This window comes from Pseudonocardia petroleophila (assembly GCF_014235185.1).
Lineage (GTDB): Bacteria > Actinomycetota > Actinomycetes > Mycobacteriales > Pseudonocardiaceae > Pseudonocardia > Pseudonocardia petroleophila.
In genome coordinates this window covers 1,471,873-1,487,463 of record NZ_CP060131.1, presented here as the reverse complement: position 1 = coordinate 1,487,463, position 15,591 = coordinate 1,471,873, and the positions used below count along the sequence as shown (strand labels likewise).

General features: G+C 76.2%; 16 protein-coding genes. 5 read left to right on the top strand and 11 right to left on the bottom strand.

The features are described from left to right. Positions 1-6: 6 nt before the first annotated feature. Positions 7-453, bottom strand: coding sequence for a YdeI/OmpD-associated family protein (locus H6H00_RS07470; protein WP_185720592.1), 447 nt, complete (start codon positions 451-453; stop codon positions 7-9). Next, a complete protein-coding gene (locus H6H00_RS07465; protein ID WP_185720591.1) occupies positions 450-1,037 on the bottom strand; it encodes a DinB family protein in 588 nt (195 codons plus the stop codon). The genes H6H00_RS07470 and H6H00_RS07465 overlap by 4 nt, the downstream gene beginning before the upstream one ends. A gap of 126 nt (positions 1,038-1,163) precedes the next feature. On the opposite strand from H6H00_RS07465, the gene H6H00_RS07460 reads away from it, so the two are divergent. Next, positions 1,164-2,273, top strand: a complete 1,110-nt coding sequence (locus H6H00_RS07460) for an MFS transporter (RefSeq protein WP_185720590.1) — start codon at positions 1,164-1,166, stop codon at positions 2,271-2,273. Between the two features lie 10 nt (positions 2,274-2,283). Here the strand turns inward: H6H00_RS07460 and H6H00_RS07455 are convergent, their stop codons facing one another. From H6H00_RS07455 to H6H00_RS07440, 4 genes are all read right to left on the bottom strand, one after another. Continuing rightward, positions 2,284-3,102, bottom strand: a complete 819-nt coding sequence (locus H6H00_RS07455; RefSeq protein WP_255425624.1) for an oxygenase MpaB family protein — start codon at positions 3,100-3,102, stop codon at positions 2,284-2,286. A 61-nt stretch (positions 3,103-3,163) separates the two neighbouring features. Continuing rightward, positions 3,164-3,496 carry an ArsR/SmtB family transcription factor gene (locus H6H00_RS07450; RefSeq protein WP_185720589.1) on the bottom strand — a complete coding sequence of 111 codons (333 nt, stop codon included), beginning with the start codon at positions 3,494-3,496 and terminating at the stop codon, positions 3,164-3,166. Beyond that, the gene (locus tag H6H00_RS07445) at positions 3,493-3,912 is read right to left on the bottom strand and encodes an SRPBCC domain-containing protein (RefSeq protein WP_185720588.1); all 420 of its coding nucleotides are present in this window, start codon (positions 3,910-3,912) and stop codon (positions 3,493-3,495) included. The genes H6H00_RS07450 and H6H00_RS07445 overlap by 4 nt, the downstream gene beginning before the upstream one ends. Positions 3,913-3,974: 62 nt before the next feature. Then, positions 3,975-5,237 (bottom strand): M18 family aminopeptidase, encoded by a 1,263-nt coding sequence (locus H6H00_RS07440; RefSeq protein ID WP_221775821.1) that lies wholly within the window; start codon positions 5,235-5,237, stop codon positions 3,975-3,977. An 18-nt stretch (positions 5,238-5,255) separates the two neighbouring features. Between H6H00_RS07440 and H6H00_RS07435 the strand changes: the two genes are divergently transcribed. After that, positions 5,256-6,593 (top strand): GMC family oxidoreductase, encoded by a 1,338-nt coding sequence (locus tag H6H00_RS07435; protein WP_255425623.1) that lies wholly within the window; start codon positions 5,256-5,258, stop codon positions 6,591-6,593. Positions 6,594-6,628: 35 nt separating this feature from the next. On the opposite strand, the gene H6H00_RS07430 is transcribed toward H6H00_RS07435, so the two are convergent. Next, entirely contained in the window at positions 6,629-7,027 is a 399-nt protein-coding gene (locus H6H00_RS07430; protein WP_185720586.1) for a nucleotide triphosphate diphosphatase NUDT15, read from the bottom strand. A 101-nt stretch (positions 7,028-7,128) separates the two neighbouring features. Between H6H00_RS07430 and H6H00_RS07425 the strand changes: the two genes are divergently transcribed. Continuing rightward, positions 7,129-9,102, top strand: coding sequence for a M3 family metallopeptidase (locus H6H00_RS07425; protein WP_185720585.1), 1,974 nt, complete (start codon positions 7,129-7,131; stop codon positions 9,100-9,102). 62 nt (positions 9,103-9,164) lie between these two features. Next, a complete protein-coding gene (locus tag H6H00_RS07420) occupies positions 9,165-9,716 on the top strand; it encodes a TIGR03086 family metal-binding protein (protein WP_185720584.1) in 552 nt (183 codons plus the stop codon). Here the strand turns inward: H6H00_RS07420 and H6H00_RS07415 are convergent. Beyond that, positions 9,697-10,857, bottom strand: a complete 1,161-nt coding sequence (locus H6H00_RS07415) for a benzoate/H(+) symporter BenE family transporter (protein WP_185720583.1) — start codon at positions 10,855-10,857, stop codon at positions 9,697-9,699. The genes H6H00_RS07420 and H6H00_RS07415 overlap by 20 nt on opposite strands. A gap of 126 nt (positions 10,858-10,983) precedes the next feature. On the opposite strand from H6H00_RS07415, the gene H6H00_RS07410 reads away from it, so the two are divergent. After that, positions 10,984-11,529, top strand: a complete 546-nt coding sequence (locus tag H6H00_RS07410; protein WP_185720582.1) for a helix-turn-helix domain-containing protein — start codon at positions 10,984-10,986, stop codon at positions 11,527-11,529. A 4-nt stretch (positions 11,530-11,533) separates the two neighbouring features. On the opposite strand, the gene H6H00_RS07405 is transcribed toward H6H00_RS07410, so the two are convergent. Genes H6H00_RS07405 through H6H00_RS07395 form a run of 3 tightly spaced genes read right to left on the bottom strand, consistent with a single transcriptional unit; the run spans position 11,534 to position 15,584 of the window. Further along, positions 11,534-12,754, bottom strand: coding sequence for an acetyl-CoA acetyltransferase (locus tag H6H00_RS07405; RefSeq protein WP_185720581.1), 1,221 nt, complete (start codon positions 12,752-12,754; stop codon positions 11,534-11,536). Further along, complete coding sequence (locus tag H6H00_RS07400; protein ID WP_185720580.1) at positions 12,751-14,235, bottom strand: AMP-binding protein; 1,485 nt, start codon at positions 14,233-14,235, stop codon at positions 12,751-12,753. The genes H6H00_RS07405 and H6H00_RS07400 overlap by 4 nt, the downstream gene beginning before the upstream one ends. Beyond that, on the bottom strand, positions 14,232-15,584 hold the full coding sequence (locus H6H00_RS07395) for an alpha/beta hydrolase fold domain-containing protein (RefSeq protein ID WP_185720579.1): 1,353 nt from the start codon (positions 15,582-15,584) through the stop codon (positions 14,232-14,234). Before H6H00_RS07395 ends, H6H00_RS07400 begins: the two co-directional genes overlap by 4 nt. Positions 15,585-15,591: the final 7 nt, after the last annotated feature.

Genomic DNA, 15,591 nt, shown 5'->3' with positions numbered 1-15,591 from the left:
CAACGGTCACCTGCCCGTTCCGGCGGCACGGAGCTCGTCCACGACCTTCGCCACCCGGCGCGCCCGGGTCTCCGCCGCCTTCGCCCCCTCGACGGCGAGCACGTGCCGGCGCCGGTTGCTGTAGCTCAGCGCGTCGAAGGCGCGGCGGGTGTCGTCGTCGAGCGCGGCGGCGAGGTCGGCGGGCACCTCGACGGTGCGCGGCTCGGTGTCCAGCTCGACCTCGACGTCCACCTCCTCCCCGGCCGCGACGCCCGCCGCCGCGCGGTGCTCGGCCGACAGCGGGATCCAGGACCGTCCGCCCATCGGCGCGATCGTGCTGCGGTAGCGGTGCCCGCCCACGGTGACGTGCACGGCGGGGCGCTTCCCCGACCCGAGACCGGTGACGACGTCGTCGGGGACGGGGATGCCGGTGGCGGCCTTCCCGGCCAGGACCACTTCGGCGCGGAACCTCATGCGGCCAGTGTGCCGCGCCCGGTCAGGGCCAGGTAGCGGTCGTGCCACGACGCGCCGTCGGGCACCGGTCGTGCGGTGCGGTAGACGCCGAGCTCGCGCCACTCCGGCATGTGCGCCGTGCCCTCGTGCAGGCCGCGGGCCAGTTCCTCACCGAGCGGGTCGGGGAGGTCGAGACGGGCGGCGAGGTCGACGGCGGACAGGGTGCGGGCGATGACGAGCTGCCAGAGGTAGTGCCAGGCGGGGCAGTCGCCGTAGGCGCAGTGCACCGGGGCGTCGGGGTCGGTGACGGTGCGGGCGGCCGCGCGGGCCGCGTCGGCGTGCCGGACGAGGGTGGCGCGCGGGTCGGCACCGGTGTCGTCGAAGCGGTCGCGGCCGACCTCGTCCATCGTCCGGCCCGCGAGCATCGCCGGGACCCAGCCCTCGTCGTAGGAGAGGTGGGCGACCATCGCCCGCACCGTCGCCGGCCGGTCGGCCCCGGGCATGTCGAAGACCGGCGGCACGACGGCGTCCCAGTCGTCGACGCGGGCCACGGTGTCGACGAGCGCCGCGTCGGCGAGGAGGAAGAGCTGCGCTTCTCGGATCATGACCCCAGGGTGGCCCGCCCAGCGGCCGGTTCCTGACCGCAGGAAACGGGTTGCGGTCGGTCCTAGCCTTCTCGCATGCCCGGTTGACGCCCCCTACCGCCCCGCGCCCGACCGCTCGCCCGCCGCATGCTCGGCTGGGCGCTGCTGTCCGACGCCGTCGCGCTGTACCCGCTGTACGCGCTGCTGTTCTCCGACACCGGCCTGTCCGACGCCGAGATCTCGCTGCTGTTCGCGACCTGGTCGGTCGTCGGGATCCTCGCCGAGGTGCCCACCGGGGCGCTCGCCGACCGGTTCTCCCGCCGCACCTGCCTGGTCGCGGCCGGGGTGCTGCAGGCGGCCGGGTTCGGGCTGTGGACCGCCGCACCCGGGTTCGGGGCGTTCCTCGCGGGCTTCGTGCTGTGGGGGCTCGGCGGGGTGCTCGCGTCGGGGGCGCGGGAGGCGCTGCTCTACGACGGGCTCGCGGCGGCGGGCGCGGCGCAGCACTACGCGGGCGTCAACGGCCGCATCTCCGCGGCCGAGCTGGCGGCGCAGCTCCCGGCCGCCGGGCTCGCGACACTGCTGTTCCCGCTCGGCGGGTACGCGCTCGTCGGGTGGGTGAGCGTGGCGACCTGCCTGGCCGCGGCGCTGGTGGCGTCGACGATCCCGGAGGCCCCGCGGACGGCCGACGACGAGGACGAGCCCGGCTACCTCGCCACGCTGCGGGCGGGGCTGCGGATCGCCGCGTCCCGGCCGGGCGTGCCCGGCGTCGTCGCCGCGGCGGCTCTGGTCACCAGCATCGACGGGGTCGAGGAGTACTTCCCGCTGATCGTCGCGGGGTGGGGGGTGCCGGTGGCGCTGGTGCCGGTGGCCGATCTGCCGATCGTGCTGGGCGGCATGGCCGGGGCCGCGCTCGCCGGGCGGGCCGCGGGGCTGCGGGCGGGGCGGCTCGCGGCGCTGCTGGCGGCGTCGATGCTGGTGTTCGCCGGAGCGGGGCTGGTCGGGCGGCCGATCGGGATCGTCGGTGTCCTGCTGTTCTACGCGGGATACCGGGCGGTGCTCGCCGTCACCGACGCGCGGATGCAGGACCGCATCGACTCCTCGTCGCGGGCGACCGTCACGTCGGTGGCGGGGATGGGCGCCGACGTCGCGACGATCGGGCTCTACGGGTTGTGGGCGCTCGGCGGGATCACCGGGGTGGCGCTGTTCGGCCTGGCGCTCGCGGCGCTGCTGCCGCTGCTGCTGCGACCCCGCCCCTGACGCGGGCCGGTCAGGCGGACAGGCCGCGGACCAGCCGGCGCGCCCGTTCGATGTTCGGCGGCGCCGGCACGTCGGGCAGGACGCCGGTGGCGGTGCGCAGGGCCCGCAGGGCGAGGGTCGCCCCGATGTCGGTGGTGGGCAGTCCGGGCAGGCCGTAGCAGCGGCGCGCCCAGCGGGGGAGCGTGGCGACGGCGAGGGTCGCGATCGTCGGGACCGCGATCTTCACCGCCGTCGGCGCCTGCCCCTTGGGGGCGAACAGGTTCATGGTGGCGCGGCGGGCCTCGTCGGTCATCCGCATGTCGGGGCGCCGGCGCGCGTAGTAGTCGGCCATCTCCTCGCGCGACGACGGGGCGTCGATCAGCCCGATGACGCGGGCCGCCCGGACGCTCTCGGCGAGGTACCGGTCGGCGTCGATCGTGTCGACGAGCCCGGCCCGCAGCGCGATGTGCGCGTAGGACTCGACCTCCGTGGCGTGCACCCACAGCAGGTTCGCGGGCTCGTCGAGGCGGAAGGTCTCGCCGGTGTCGGGGTCGTACCCGCGCAGGCTCGCGTGCAGCTTCCGCACCCGCGCCGCGACCCGCTCCACGTCGGCGGTCGACCCGAACGTCCGCGTCCCGACGAACTCGACGGTCCGCTGGAACCGCGCCCAGGCCTTCGCCGGGTCGAACAGCGCGGAGTTCTGGTACGTCCCGCGCATCACCCGCGGCTCCAGCGACTGCAGCAGCAGCGCCCGGAACCCGGCCACCCACATCACCGGCTCGATGTGCACGCGCCACGTCACCGACCCGGGCCCGAACAGGCCCAGGTCCTCCTCCACCGCCACCGTCACCCGTCCAGGACAACACGTGCCACCGACGCCCGCGACCCGACGACGGGAGGACGTCCGCGGCCTACGGCGACGCGGGTGGCGCCTCCGCGGCCCGCTTCAGCGAGCGGAGCCTGCGGTCCCATGCGGCGGAGCGGGACGCCAGCCAGTCGGCGGTGGCGTCGAGGGGGTCCGGGCGCACGACGTAGCGCACCTCCCGGCCGGCGCGGGCGCCCGTCACCAACCCGGCCGCCTCCAGCACCTGCAGGTGCTTGACGACGGCCTGCCGCGACACCGGCAGACCCGTCGCGAGCACGGTGGCGCTGGCCCGCCCGGCGTCCGCGAGGGCGTCGAGCAGCAGCCGGCGGGTGGGGTCGGCGAGCGCGGTGAGGACGTCGCCGACCTGCTCGTCGATCATGCCGGGACGCGCTCCGCCCGCTGCTTCGCCGCCCGCAGCTCCTGCTCCCAGCCCTCGGTGCTGCCGGCGGTGTCGCAGGGCACGGTCAGCGCGTCGTAGCCGCTCTCGACGACGCGCACCAGCGTTCCCCCGTCCTGCGCGGTCAGCGTGAACTCCACGAGCGTCGAGGTGCCCACCACCGCCTCCATCCCGGGGTACGCCGAGCGGAACGAGGCGTAGCGGGGCGGGTCCTGGCTGACCGGCAGGACGGGGAAGGTCATCCCGTGCGTGGGGAGCTCGACGAGCGTCAGCTCGCCCTCGCGGGTCACGGTGCGCTCCGGGCCGTCCTCTATCCACCACCCCGGTTCGCTGACCAGCGCGAACACCCGCTCGATGGGGGCGTCCACGTGGATCTCGCGCTCGATGCGGTCGCTCATGACGATCTCCTCTCGGTTGACCTGCTACCCGAGAGTTGCACATGCTGCGCCCAGAAGCAACCTCAGGGTTGCAGATCGGTGAGGAAGGTGGTCGCCGCGGCGGCCAGGAACGCCGGGTCGCGCACCCCGCACAGCTCGCGCGCGGAGTGCATCGACAGCACGGGGATGCCGACGTCGACGGTCCGGATGCCCAGCCGCGTCGCGAGGAGCGGGCCGACGGTCGTGCCGCACGGGACCGTGTTCTTCCCGACGAACACCTGCGTCGGGACGCCCGCGTCGCGGCACGCCCGCCGCCACGCCGCCGCGCCCGGGGCGTCGGTGGCGTAGCGCTGGTTGGCGTTGACCTTCAGCGCCGGGCCCAGGTTCGGCACGCTGCGGTGCCCGGGGTCGTGGTGGCCGAGGTAGTTCGGGTGGGCCGCGTGGGTCACGTCCACCGACAGGCAGCGGGAGGTCGCGAAGGCCGCGCCCCGGGCGTCGAACCCGCCGGCGAGGCGCGTCAGCACCGTCTCCAGCAGGGGCCCGGACGCTCCGGTCGCCGAGCCGCTCCCGATCTCCTCGTGATCGAACCCGACGAACACCGGGACGACCCCGGGCGTGCCGGCCGCGGCGAGCAGCGCGCCGATGCCGGCGTGCACGGAGGCGAGGTTGTCCAGGCGCGGGGCGGCGAGCAGCTCCTCCTCCTCGCCCAGGCGGGCGGGCGGGACGACGTCGTGGACGACGAGGTCGTGCGCCGCGATCTCGTCGGCGTCGACGCCCGCCTCCCCGGCCAGGAACTCCAGCAGGTCGCCCTCGGCGGGGGCGCCGAGTCCCCAGACCGGCAGCAGGTGGTGCTGGGCGTCGAGGTGCAGGCCCTCGGAGTTGACGCCGCGGTCGAGGTGGATCGCGAGCTGCGGGACGCGCAGCAGCGGGCGGTGGACGTCGACGAGCACCGTCGAGCCGTCGTAGAGGGCGAGGCGCCCGGCGAGGCCGAGGTCGCGGTCGAGCCAGGAGTTCCACAGCGCCCCGCCGTAGACCTCGACGGCCACCTGCCGCCACCCGCCCGCGCCGACGTCCGGGTTCGGCTTGACCTTCAGCGTCGGCGAGTCGGTGTGCGCGGCGAAGATCCGCATCGGCGTGCCGGGCGTCGCGCCCTCGGGCACCGACCAGGCGAGCACCGTGCCGTCGCGGACGAGGTAGCGCCCGCCCGGGCCGTCGGTCCACGGCCCGGCCTCCGGCTGTTCGACGAAACCGGCCGCCGCCAGACGCCGGACCGCCTCCGCGACCGCGTGGTACGGCGTCGGCGACGCGACGATGAAGTCGGCGAGATCCTGCGCGAGATCGTCCACCCGGTGCATCCTGCCGGGGTGCGGGACGTCGTGGTGGTGGGGGGCGGGTCGGCCGGGTGCGCGCTGGCCGGGCGGCTCGGCCCGCGGGCGCTGCTGCTGGAGGCCGGCCCGGTGTCCGGGCTCCCCGAGCTGCTCGACGCCACCTCGCTCGCCGCCACCGCCCCCGACCACCCGCGGAACTGGGCGCACGAGGTGCTCCTGCGTCCCGGGCGGCCCGCCGTGGTCCCGCGGGGGCTCGGTCTCGGCGGGTCGAGCGCGATCAACGGGGCCAACTGGGTGCGCGCGACCCGGTCGGAGGAGTGGGGCCCCGGCTGGAGCTGGGACGACCTCCTGCCGTTCTACGAGCGGTCCGAGTCCGACCCGCTGCACGGCACGACCGGGCCGGTGCCGGTGCGGCGGCCGTCCGGGGACCTGCTGCACCCCGCCGCCTCCCGCTTCCTCGACGCGGCGCGCCGGCTGGGCTTCGCGGCCGAGCCGGACAAGAACGCCGGTGCGGCCCCGGGCGCCGGGGTGGTGCCGACCAACAGCGTCGACGGGGTGCGGATCGACGCGGCGACGGCGTACCTGGGCGGGGAGGGGGGCCCGGCCGTGCGCGGTGACGCCCCGGTCGACCGGGTCCTGTTCGACGGCGACCGCGCGCGAGGCGTGCTGCTGGCGGACGGCGAGGTCGTCGAGGCGGGGGAGGTGGTGCTCGCGGCCGGGGCGGTCGGGACGCCGCGGCTGCTGCTGCGCTCCGGGATCGGGCCGGGGCTGCGCGTCGACCTCCCCGTCGGCGTCGACTTCTCCGACCACCCCGCCGTCTTCCTCCCCTTCGCCGCCGACGACCCGCCCGCGCACCCGCACGCACCCGGCAGCCAGGTGGCGCTGAACTGGGACGCGGGTGCCGACCCCGCCGGAGACGTCGAGGTGCTCGCGTTCGTCCGCCCGTTCGCCCCGGGCGGTCCGCTGCACCTGATGTGCGCGCTGCAGCACCCGGACAGCCGCGGGCTGCTCACCCTCGACCGCATCGAGTACCGCTACCTGCGCACCGAGCACGACCGCCGCCGATTGCGCCACGCGATCCGGACCGCGGCCGACCTGCTCCGGGCGGGCGTCGGCACCCGGGTGGGTCCCGACGGAGGGGTGCTGGGCAACGACCGCACCCTCGACGCCTGGATCGCCGACCACCTGACGACCTCGGTCCACCTGTGCGGCACCGCCGCGATCGGGCGGGTCGTGGACCCCGCGCTGCGCGTGCTCGGCGTCGAGGGGCTGCGGGTGGCCGACACGTCGGTGCTGCCGACGGTGCCGCGGCGTGGCCCGTCCGCCACGGCCGTCGCGATCGGGGAGCGGGCGGCCGAGCTGGTGCGCGGCTGACGCCACCCGTGCGCGATACGGCCGCCCCGGCGCGCCTATCCGCTCACGGCGAGGAACCGGCGCAGCGGCGCGAACAGGTCGTCGCGGGCCCGGAGCTCGTCGGGGGTCAGCCAGGCCAGCTCCGACGCCTTGTCCGGCTCCGCCACCCGCGCCCGGCCGCCGGTCACCGTGCAGCCGACGAACAGCGTCACGTAGTGCCGCCCGATCTCGGGCATCGGGTCGTCGGTGAAGCCCAGCCGGGCGTCGGCGACGACCGTCAGCCCGGTCTCCTCGGCCACCTCCCGCACGGCGGTCTGCTCGGGCGACTCCCCGAACTCCTGGTGCCCGCCCGGCAACCCCCAGGTCCCGGCGCCGTGCGCGCCGCGGCGGCGCAGCACCAGCCAGCGGCCCCCGTCGTCGACGACCGCCGCCACACCCACCCGCACCTGCGCCACGGCCCCATCCTCGGCGGTGCGGCACGCCTCCAGGTCACCGGGAGGTCCGGCCCCGGCACGCCCGGCCGAGGACGCCGCCCGGAGCACCTAGTGTCGGGGGCGTGAACCCGTTCCTCGCCCCCAGTCCGCTGCCGCTCGGCTACCCCGACCTCGACGCGATCCGCGAGGAGCACTTCGCGCCCGCGTTCACCGCCGGGATGGCCGAGCAGCGGGCCGAGATCGACGCGATCACGGCGAACCCCGAGCCGGCCACGTTCGCGAACACGATCGAGGCGCTGGAGCGCTCCGGCGCCACCCTGCGCCGCGTGTCGGCGGTGTTCTTCACGCTCGTCAGCGCGCACAGCACGCCCGGGATCCGGGCGATCGAGGCCGAGGTGGCGCCGCGGCTCGCCGCGCACGGCGACGCGATCACGCTGGACCCGGCGCTGTTCGCGCGGATCGAGGCGGTCCCCGCAGACGGGCTCGACGGGGAGTCGCGGCGGCTGCTGGAGCGCCACCACCGCGACGCCGTGCGCGCCGGTGCCCGCCTCGGCGCCGACGAGCAGCGGCGGCTGCGCCAGCTGAACGCCGAGCTCTCCGCCCTGTCGACCGAGTTCGGGGCGCGGCTGCTCGCGGGGGCCAACGCGGCGGCCGTCCCGGTCGACGACCCGGCCCGCCTCGACGGCCTCTCCGCCGACACGGTCGCCGCCGTCGCCGCGCGGGGCGACCGGATCGCGCTGGTCCTGCCGACCGCGCAGCCCGCGCTGGCCTCGCTCACCGACCGCGGGCTGCGCGAGGAGCTGTACACGGCGTCGGTCACCCGGGGTGCGCACGGCGACGAGCACGACACCCGCGAGATCGTGCTGCGCACCGTCGCCCTGCGGGCCGAGCGCGCCGCGCTGCTCGGGCACCCGCACCACGCGAGCTGGGTCGTGGAGGAGGGCACCGCGGGGTCCGTCGAGGCGATCGACGAGATGCTGGCGAAGCTGGTGCCCGTGGCCGCCGCGAACGCCCGCGCCGAGGCCGCGGAGCTGGCGGAGACGGCGGGCCACGCGATCGAGCCGTGGGACCGGGCGTTCCACGCCGAGCGCCTGCGCAAGGAGCGCTTCGACCTCGACTCCGCCGCACTGCGCCCCTACCTCGAGCTCGAGCGCGTCCTGCACGACGGCGTCTTCTTCGCCGCGGGCCGGCTCTACGGCCTGACCTTCACCGAGCGCCACGACCTCCCGCTCCACCACCCCGACGTGCGGGTCTTCGACGTCGCCGACGACGACGGCCCGCTCGGGCTGTTCGTCGCCGACCTCTACGCCCGCGACTCCAAGCGCGGCGGCGCGTGGATGAACAGCTTCGTGACGCAGTCGCGGCTGCTCGGCACCCGGCCCGTCGTCCTCAACACGCTCAACATCGCGCGCGGGGAGCCCACCCTGCTGACGATCGACGAGGTCCGCACGCTGTTCCACGAGTTCGGGCACGCGCTGCACGGGCTGCTGTCCGACGTCGAGTACCCGACGTTCTCCGGGACCGGGGTGCCGCGCGACTTCGTGGAGTACCCGTCCCAGGTCAACGAGATGTGGCTGGAGGACCCGGAGGTCCTCGCGAACTACGCCCGCCACCACGTCACGGGGGAGCCGCTGCCCGTCGAGCTGGTGGAGCGGCTGCGGGAGGCGCGGCGCTTCGGCGAGGGCACGGCGACCACCGAGTACCTGGCCGCCACCCTGCTCGACCTGGCCTGGCACCGCCTCGGCCCGGACGCCCGCGTCGACGACGTGCTCGCGTTCGAGGCCGACGCGCTGGCGGCGGCCGGCGTCGACGTCCCGAGCGCACCCCCGCGCTACCGCTCCACGTACTTCAACCACGTGTTCGGCGGCGGTTACAGCGCCGGCTACTACTCCTACATCTGGAGCGAGGTGCTCGACGCCGACACCGTCGACTGGTTCGCCGAGAACGGCGGCCTGAGCAGGCCCAACGGCGACACCTTCCGGCGCGAGCTGCTCTCCCGCGGCGGCGCGGTCGACCCGATGGAGGCCTACCGCGCCTTCCGCGGACGCGACCCGGAGCTCGCCCCGCTGCTGACCCGTCGGGGCCTGCTCGGGTAGGAACCGATGAGTCGTGACCGTCGTCGTCGTCCCCTCCGTGGACGCCCAACCGAGGAGGAACGATGACCGAGCAGGCCGAGCGCTACCGCTGGATCGCCGACGGGTTCACGAGGCGGGTCGCCGCCGTCCCGCCCGGTGCCTGGGACCACCCGGCGCCGTGCGAGGGCTGGGTCGCCCGGGACGTGGTGCGGCACCTCGTCGAGTGGATCCCGGGGTTCTTCGCGGGGCAGTGGGACCTGCCCCCGGCGGAGATCCCGTCCGTCGACGACGACCCCGCGGCCGCGTGGGCGGCGCTCGACGCCCTGCTCCGCTCGGCGCTGGCCGACCCCGCCGTCGCCGACGCCGAGCGCGACACCCCGATGGGCCGGAACACCTTCGCCGCGACCCTGGACATGATCGGCACCACCGACGTCTTCCTGCACACCTGGGACCTCGCCCGCGCCACCGGCGGCGACGAGCGGCTCGATCCCGACGAGGTGCACCGGCTCTACGAGGGGATGCTCCCGCTCGACGAGGTGCTGCGGACCAGCGGCCACTACGGCCCGCGCGTGCCCGTCCCCGACGACGCCGACGAGCAGACGAAGCTGCTGGCGTTCATCGGCCGGACGCCGTAGGCGGCCCCGGAACGGCGGCGCGGCGCCGGTGCAGCAGCGTCATCGCCGCCCCGGCCAGCAGCCCCCAGAACGCCGAGCCCAGCCCGAGGAACGCGACGCCGGCCGCCGTCACCACGAACGTCACGGCCGCGGCCTCCCGCCCGTCGACGTCGGCCACCGCAGCCGCCAGCGACGACGCCAGCGCCCCGAGCAGCGCCAGCCCGGCGACGGCCTCGATCAGCACGGGTGGCGACGCCACCACGACCGCCGTCGCGAGCCCCGCCCCCAGGCCGAGCACCGCCAGCCCGACCCCGTTGGTGACCGACGCGATCCACCGCCGCTCCGGAGCACCCGCCTCCGGCCCCGCGGCCAGTGCGGCGCTGATCGCGGCCAGGTTCACGGCGTGCCCGCCGAACGGGGCGCCCGCGACCGTCGCGACGCCGGTGGCGGCCAGGATCGGCCGCAGCGGCGGCCGGTAGCCGAACTGCGCGAGCACCGCCATCCCCGGCACGTTCTGCGAGGCCATCGTGACGAGGAACAGCGGCAGCCCGATCCCGACGAGCGCCGGCAGGTCGAACGTCGGCGGCGTCCACACGACCGCGGGCGCCCCGCCGACGACCGTCGGCCCGGTCGCGACGATCAGCCCGACGGCCACCACCAGCGCCCCCGGCACCGCCCACGCCCGCGCGAACCTCCCGACCAGCACCCACACGACCACCACCGGCGCGGCCAGCAGCGGCACCTCCGCGACCGCCCGAACCGGCGCCAGGCACAGCGGCAGCAGCACCCCGGCGAGCATCGCCCCGGCCACGTGCGGCGGGATCGCGGCCACCAGCCGGGCCAGCGCGGGCACCAGCCCGGCGACGACGATCAGCACGCCGCACAGCAGGAACGCGCCGACCGCCGCCGGGAAGCCGCCGTCCGGGGTGCCCGCGGAGATCAGCAGCGCGGCGCCGGGCGTCGACCAGGCGATGCTGATCGGCATCCGGTACCGCAGGCCGAGCACGACGGCCACGATCCCGGACGCGACGCACACCGCGAGCAGCCCGGACGCCGCCTGGGCCTCGTCGGCCCCGGCCGCCCGCAGCCCCGTCAGCACCACGGTGAACGCGCCCGCGAACCCGACCAGCGCCGCGACGATCCCCGCCAGCACCGCCTGCACCCGCCACCTCCCGCCCCGCCCCGCAGTGGGGTGGCTCCACCCCAGCCCGGTCGCAGTGAAGTCACCCCACTGCAACCGGCCGGATGCTCAAGTGTTCCGTTTACGGAACGATGGCACGATAGCCCGATGCCCAGCGCCGAGGAAGGCCGCCCCGCTCTGACGGAGAGCACCGGCATCGGCGCGCGCGTGACGGCCCTGCGCGGCGAACGGGGACTGTCGCTCTCGGAGCTGGCCCGGCGGGCGGGGATCGGGAAGGCGACGCTGTCCGGCCTGGAGTCCGGCACCCGCAACCCCACGCTGGAGACCCTCTACGCGGTGACGAGCGCGCTCGGCCTCCCCCTGACGGCCCTGGTCGCGGCGCCCGGACCGGTCCGCGGGTCGGCTGCGGAGATGGCCCTGCTGCGGGTGTTCGACGACGGCCCGGTCACCTACGAGCTCTACCGCATGCACCTGCCCGCCGGCGCCGCCCAGACCTCCCCGGCCCACCACGCGGGCGTCACCGAGCACGTCACCGTGTTCGCCGGGACGCTCGAGGCCGGCCCGACCGACGCCCCCCGGCGCGCGGGCCCCGGGGAGCACCTGGAGTGGGCGTCGGACGTGCCGCACGGCTACGCGGCGGGCCTCGACGCCGACGTGCACGCCAGCCTGCTGATCCGCTACCCCCGCCCCTGACCGGTCAGCGGGCGAGCACCGCGGTCACCACGGTCGCGGCGCTGCCCCCGATGTTGAGCATCGCCCCGCGCCGGGCGCCCTCGACCTGGTAGCCCTCGGCCCGACCGGTGAGCTGCCGCGCGAGGTCGAGCAGCATCCGGACCCCCGTCGCCCCGACCGGGTGCCCTGCGGCGAGCAGCCCGCCCGACGGGTTCACCGGGACGGCCCCGCCCGCGAAGATCCGCCCGTCCTCGACGGCCTCGTGGTTGCGGCCCGGCGGGGTGATGCCGAGGTGGTCCAGCGCGACGTACTCGGTGATGGTGAAGCAGTCGTGGGTCTCGATCACGTCGAGGTCGGCGGGCCCGCCGATCCCGGCGCGGTCGTAGGCCTCGGTGACGGCCCGCCGCAGGTGCGGGAACAGGTACGGCCCGCCCCGGCTCGCGGCGAGCTTGTCGGCCAGCGACAGCGTCGCCGTCCGGTGTCCCCACCCGGCGAGGTGCGGTGGGGCCGGGGCCCGGTGCCGCCGTCGCCACCGCTCGGTGAAGGCGTCCCCGGCCAGCACCACCGCGGCCGCGCCGTCGGTGATCCGGCCGCAGTCGCTCTGCCGCATCCGGCCGGTGACCAGCGGGTTCGTCTGGTCGTCCGCGGCGAAGTCGGCGTCGGACCGGTGCCACGAGCGGGTCTGGGCCGACGGGTTGTGCGTGGCCCGCTCCCGGGCCGCGACGGCGAGGGCGGTCAGGTGGTCGCGGTCGAGCCCGTACCGGTCGTCGACCTCCTGGGCGATCGCCTCGAACAGCGACGGCCACGGCAGGCCGTCCCGGATCTCGTCGCGCCCGACCCAGGCCGCGGAACCCAGGTGCCGGGCCGCCTCGGTCCCGGCGACGCTGCGCATCTGCTCGACGCCCACGACCAGCACCGCGTCGTAGCGACCCGCCTCGATCTCCGCGGCCGCGGCCAGCAGGGCGACGCCGCCCGAGGCGCAGGCGGCCTCGTGCCGGGAGGTGGGGAGGTCCGACCAGGCGGGGTCCAGGGCCGGCAGCATCGCCCCCAGGTGCGCCTGGCCCGCGAACAGCTCGCCCGCGAGGTTGGCGACGTGCCCGGCCTCGACGTCGGCGGCGTCGACCCCGGCGTCGGCCAGCGCGGCCGGGACGACGGCGGAGAGCATCGCCCAGATCGGTTCGGTGGACTCCCGGGACCAGACCCTGGCGAAGTCGGTCTGCGCCCCTCCGAGCACGTGGACGGTCACCGCGCACCTCCGTCGGCGCCCGCGAAGCGGCGGCGCACCTCGTTCTTGAGCACCTTGCCGATCGCGTTGCGGGGCAGTTCCCCGGCGAACTCGACCGCGGCGGGTCGCCGGAAGGCGGGGAGCCGCGCGGCGCAGTGGGCGAGCAGGGTGTCGGCGTCGGCCTGCGCGTGGTCGACCGGCACGACGACGGCGAGCGGCACCTCACCCCACCGGCGGGACGCGCGGGCGACCACGCAGCACTCGCGGACCATCGGGTGCTCGTCGAGCACCGCCTCGATCTCGGCCGGGGTGATGTTCTCCCCGCCGCTGATGATCAGATCCTTGATCCGGTCGACGACCCACACGTAGCCGTCGTCGTCGCTGCGCCCGCAGTCCCCGGTGCGCAGCCAGCCGTCCTCGTCGACGGGCCGGGCGTCGGGGAGGCGCCAGTAGCCGGGCGTGACCTGCTCACCGCGAATCTCGATCTCCCCGATCCCGTCCGGTGCGGTCGCCCCGTCACCGGGCAGCGGCCGGATCCGCACCTCGACGCCCGGGTCGGGCCGCCCGGTCGGCAGCGGCCCGGGTGCGCCGGCCCACCGCCGGTGGTCCTCGGCCGAGAGGCTCAGCACCTGCCCGGTGGTCTCCGTGAGCCCGTAGCCCTGCACCAGATCGCAGTCCAGGACCATGAGGGCGACGTCGAGCACGGACCGTTCCAGCGGCGCGGCGCCGTACACGACCACCCGCAGGTCCGGCATCGCCAGGTCGACGCCCGCGTCGAGGAGCGCGACGAGGACGGCGGGCACCCAGAAGGCGTGCGTCACGCCGGTGCGCCGCACCTGCTCGGCGGTCTCGGCCGGGCCGAGCGCCGGACCCGCGACGACCACGGCGCCGTGCACGAGGCCCGCGAGCGCCCAGCCCAGTCCGCCGATGTGGAAGTACGGCATCGTCGCGAGCACGACGTCGCCGGGTCCGACCCCCCACACCGACGGGCGGCCGACGAACTTGCCGAGCAGGTTGCGATGGGTCAGCAGCACGCCCTTGGGGACGCCGGTGGTGCCCGAGGAGTACATCTGGACGGCCACGTCGTCGGGTCCGCCGACGACCGGGCCGGGGTCGGCTCCCGCCTCCGCGACGAGGTCGTCCAGCGCGACGGCACCGGGCAGCGCGTGCGGGGCCCCGGGTCCGGCGAGGACGACCCGGGCGTCGCAGTCGGCGATCAGCTCGGCCAGGCCGGTCGGGGTCAGCCGCCAGTTCAGGGGCACGAGCACGGCGCCGAGGTGGGTCACCGCCCGGAGCGCGACGAACGTGTGCGGCGACGTGGTGTCGTGGAAGGCCACCCGGTCGCCCGGCCCGACGCCCCGGGCCCGCAGCGCCGCGGCCAGCCGGTCACCGCGGGTGCGGAGCTCGCGCAGGGTCCAGACGGCGTCGCCGAACCGCAGCACGGCGTCGTCGTCGGACCGGCCGGGGAGCGCGCCGAGCACGGCGGAGAGGTGCAGCGTCATCCCCGCTCCTCGACGATCAGCTCCCACGCCTCGACGATGCGCCCGTCGCGCACCCGGCACAGGATCTGCCCGCGCATGCTCATCTTCTGGTCCGCCGGGCCGACCCCCATCCAGGTCCCGGTCTGCCGGCCGGCCATCGTGAACCGGGCGACGCACCGGTCGCCCTGCGCGACGAGGTCGTGCACGTCGACGGTGACGTCGCTGTGCGCCCGGTAGAGGCTCCGCACGAAGCGGGAGGTCTCGTCCCGGTCCAGGGAGCGGCCGTTCGGGGCGTGCCAGACGTAGTCCTCGCCGTGCAGGGCGTCGGCCCCGTCGAGGTCGGCGTGGTGCAGCTCGTCCTCGAAGTAGCGGCGCACGACCTCCGCCGCGAGGGCGGAGGCCACCAGCCCGTCGTGTCCGTGGGGCGAGCGGAGCGCGCCCGCCAGCGACGCGGCGACCTCGGCGAGCGCCTCGCGCCCCCGCCGGATCCGGCCCGCCATGAGGGTGAAGCCGTGGATGGTGCCGAAGTAGCGCGACAGCCGGGTCGCCACCCCGGCGTCGGCGAGCCGCTGGGCGTAGAGCTCGCCGACGTCGCGCAGCGGGTCGCACTCGGCGGTGATCACCAGCGCCGGCGGCAGCCCGGAGAGGTCCGGTGCGTCGATCGGTGACGCGTACGGGTCGGTGCGGTCCTCCGGCCGCGGCAGGTAGGTGTGCCAGCAGTACTCGACGGTGTCGGCGGTGAGCCAGTACCCCTGTGCGAACTCGTGCATCGACGGGCTGTCCGGGCGGTGTCCCGCGGCGGGGAACAGCAGCACCTGGTGCGTGATGCGCGGGCCCGACCCGTCGCGGGCCCGCAGGGCCACCGCGGCGGCGAGGTTGCCGCCCGCGCTGCCCCCCACGACGGCGAGCCGCGCACCGTCGACCCCCAGCTCCGCGGCGTTGTCCTGCACCCAGGCGGTGGCGGCGAAGCAGTCGTCCAGCGGGACGGGGTACGGGTGCTCGGGGGCGAGCCGGTACCCGACCGACACGATCGCGCACCCGCTCCCGGCCGCGAGCTCGCGGCAGGTGGCGTCGTAGAGGTCGATGGTGCCGCTGTGGAACCCCCCTCCGTGGAAGTACATCGCCACCCCGGGTGGCTCCCCGGTGCCGGCCGGCAGGTAGGCCCGCACGGGGACGTCCCCGTGCGGGCCGGGCACCAGCAGGTCGCGGGTCCGCAGGCCCGGCGCGGTCTCCCGGCGCAGCAGCGGGTCGGTCTCGATCGCGCTGCGACGCTGTTCGTCGGTCTCCGAGCGGTCGATCCGCCCGGTGTCGTACGCGCCGGCGGCGAGCTCGTCCAGGACGGCCCGGACGTCCGGGTCCACGGTGGCCATGATGCGG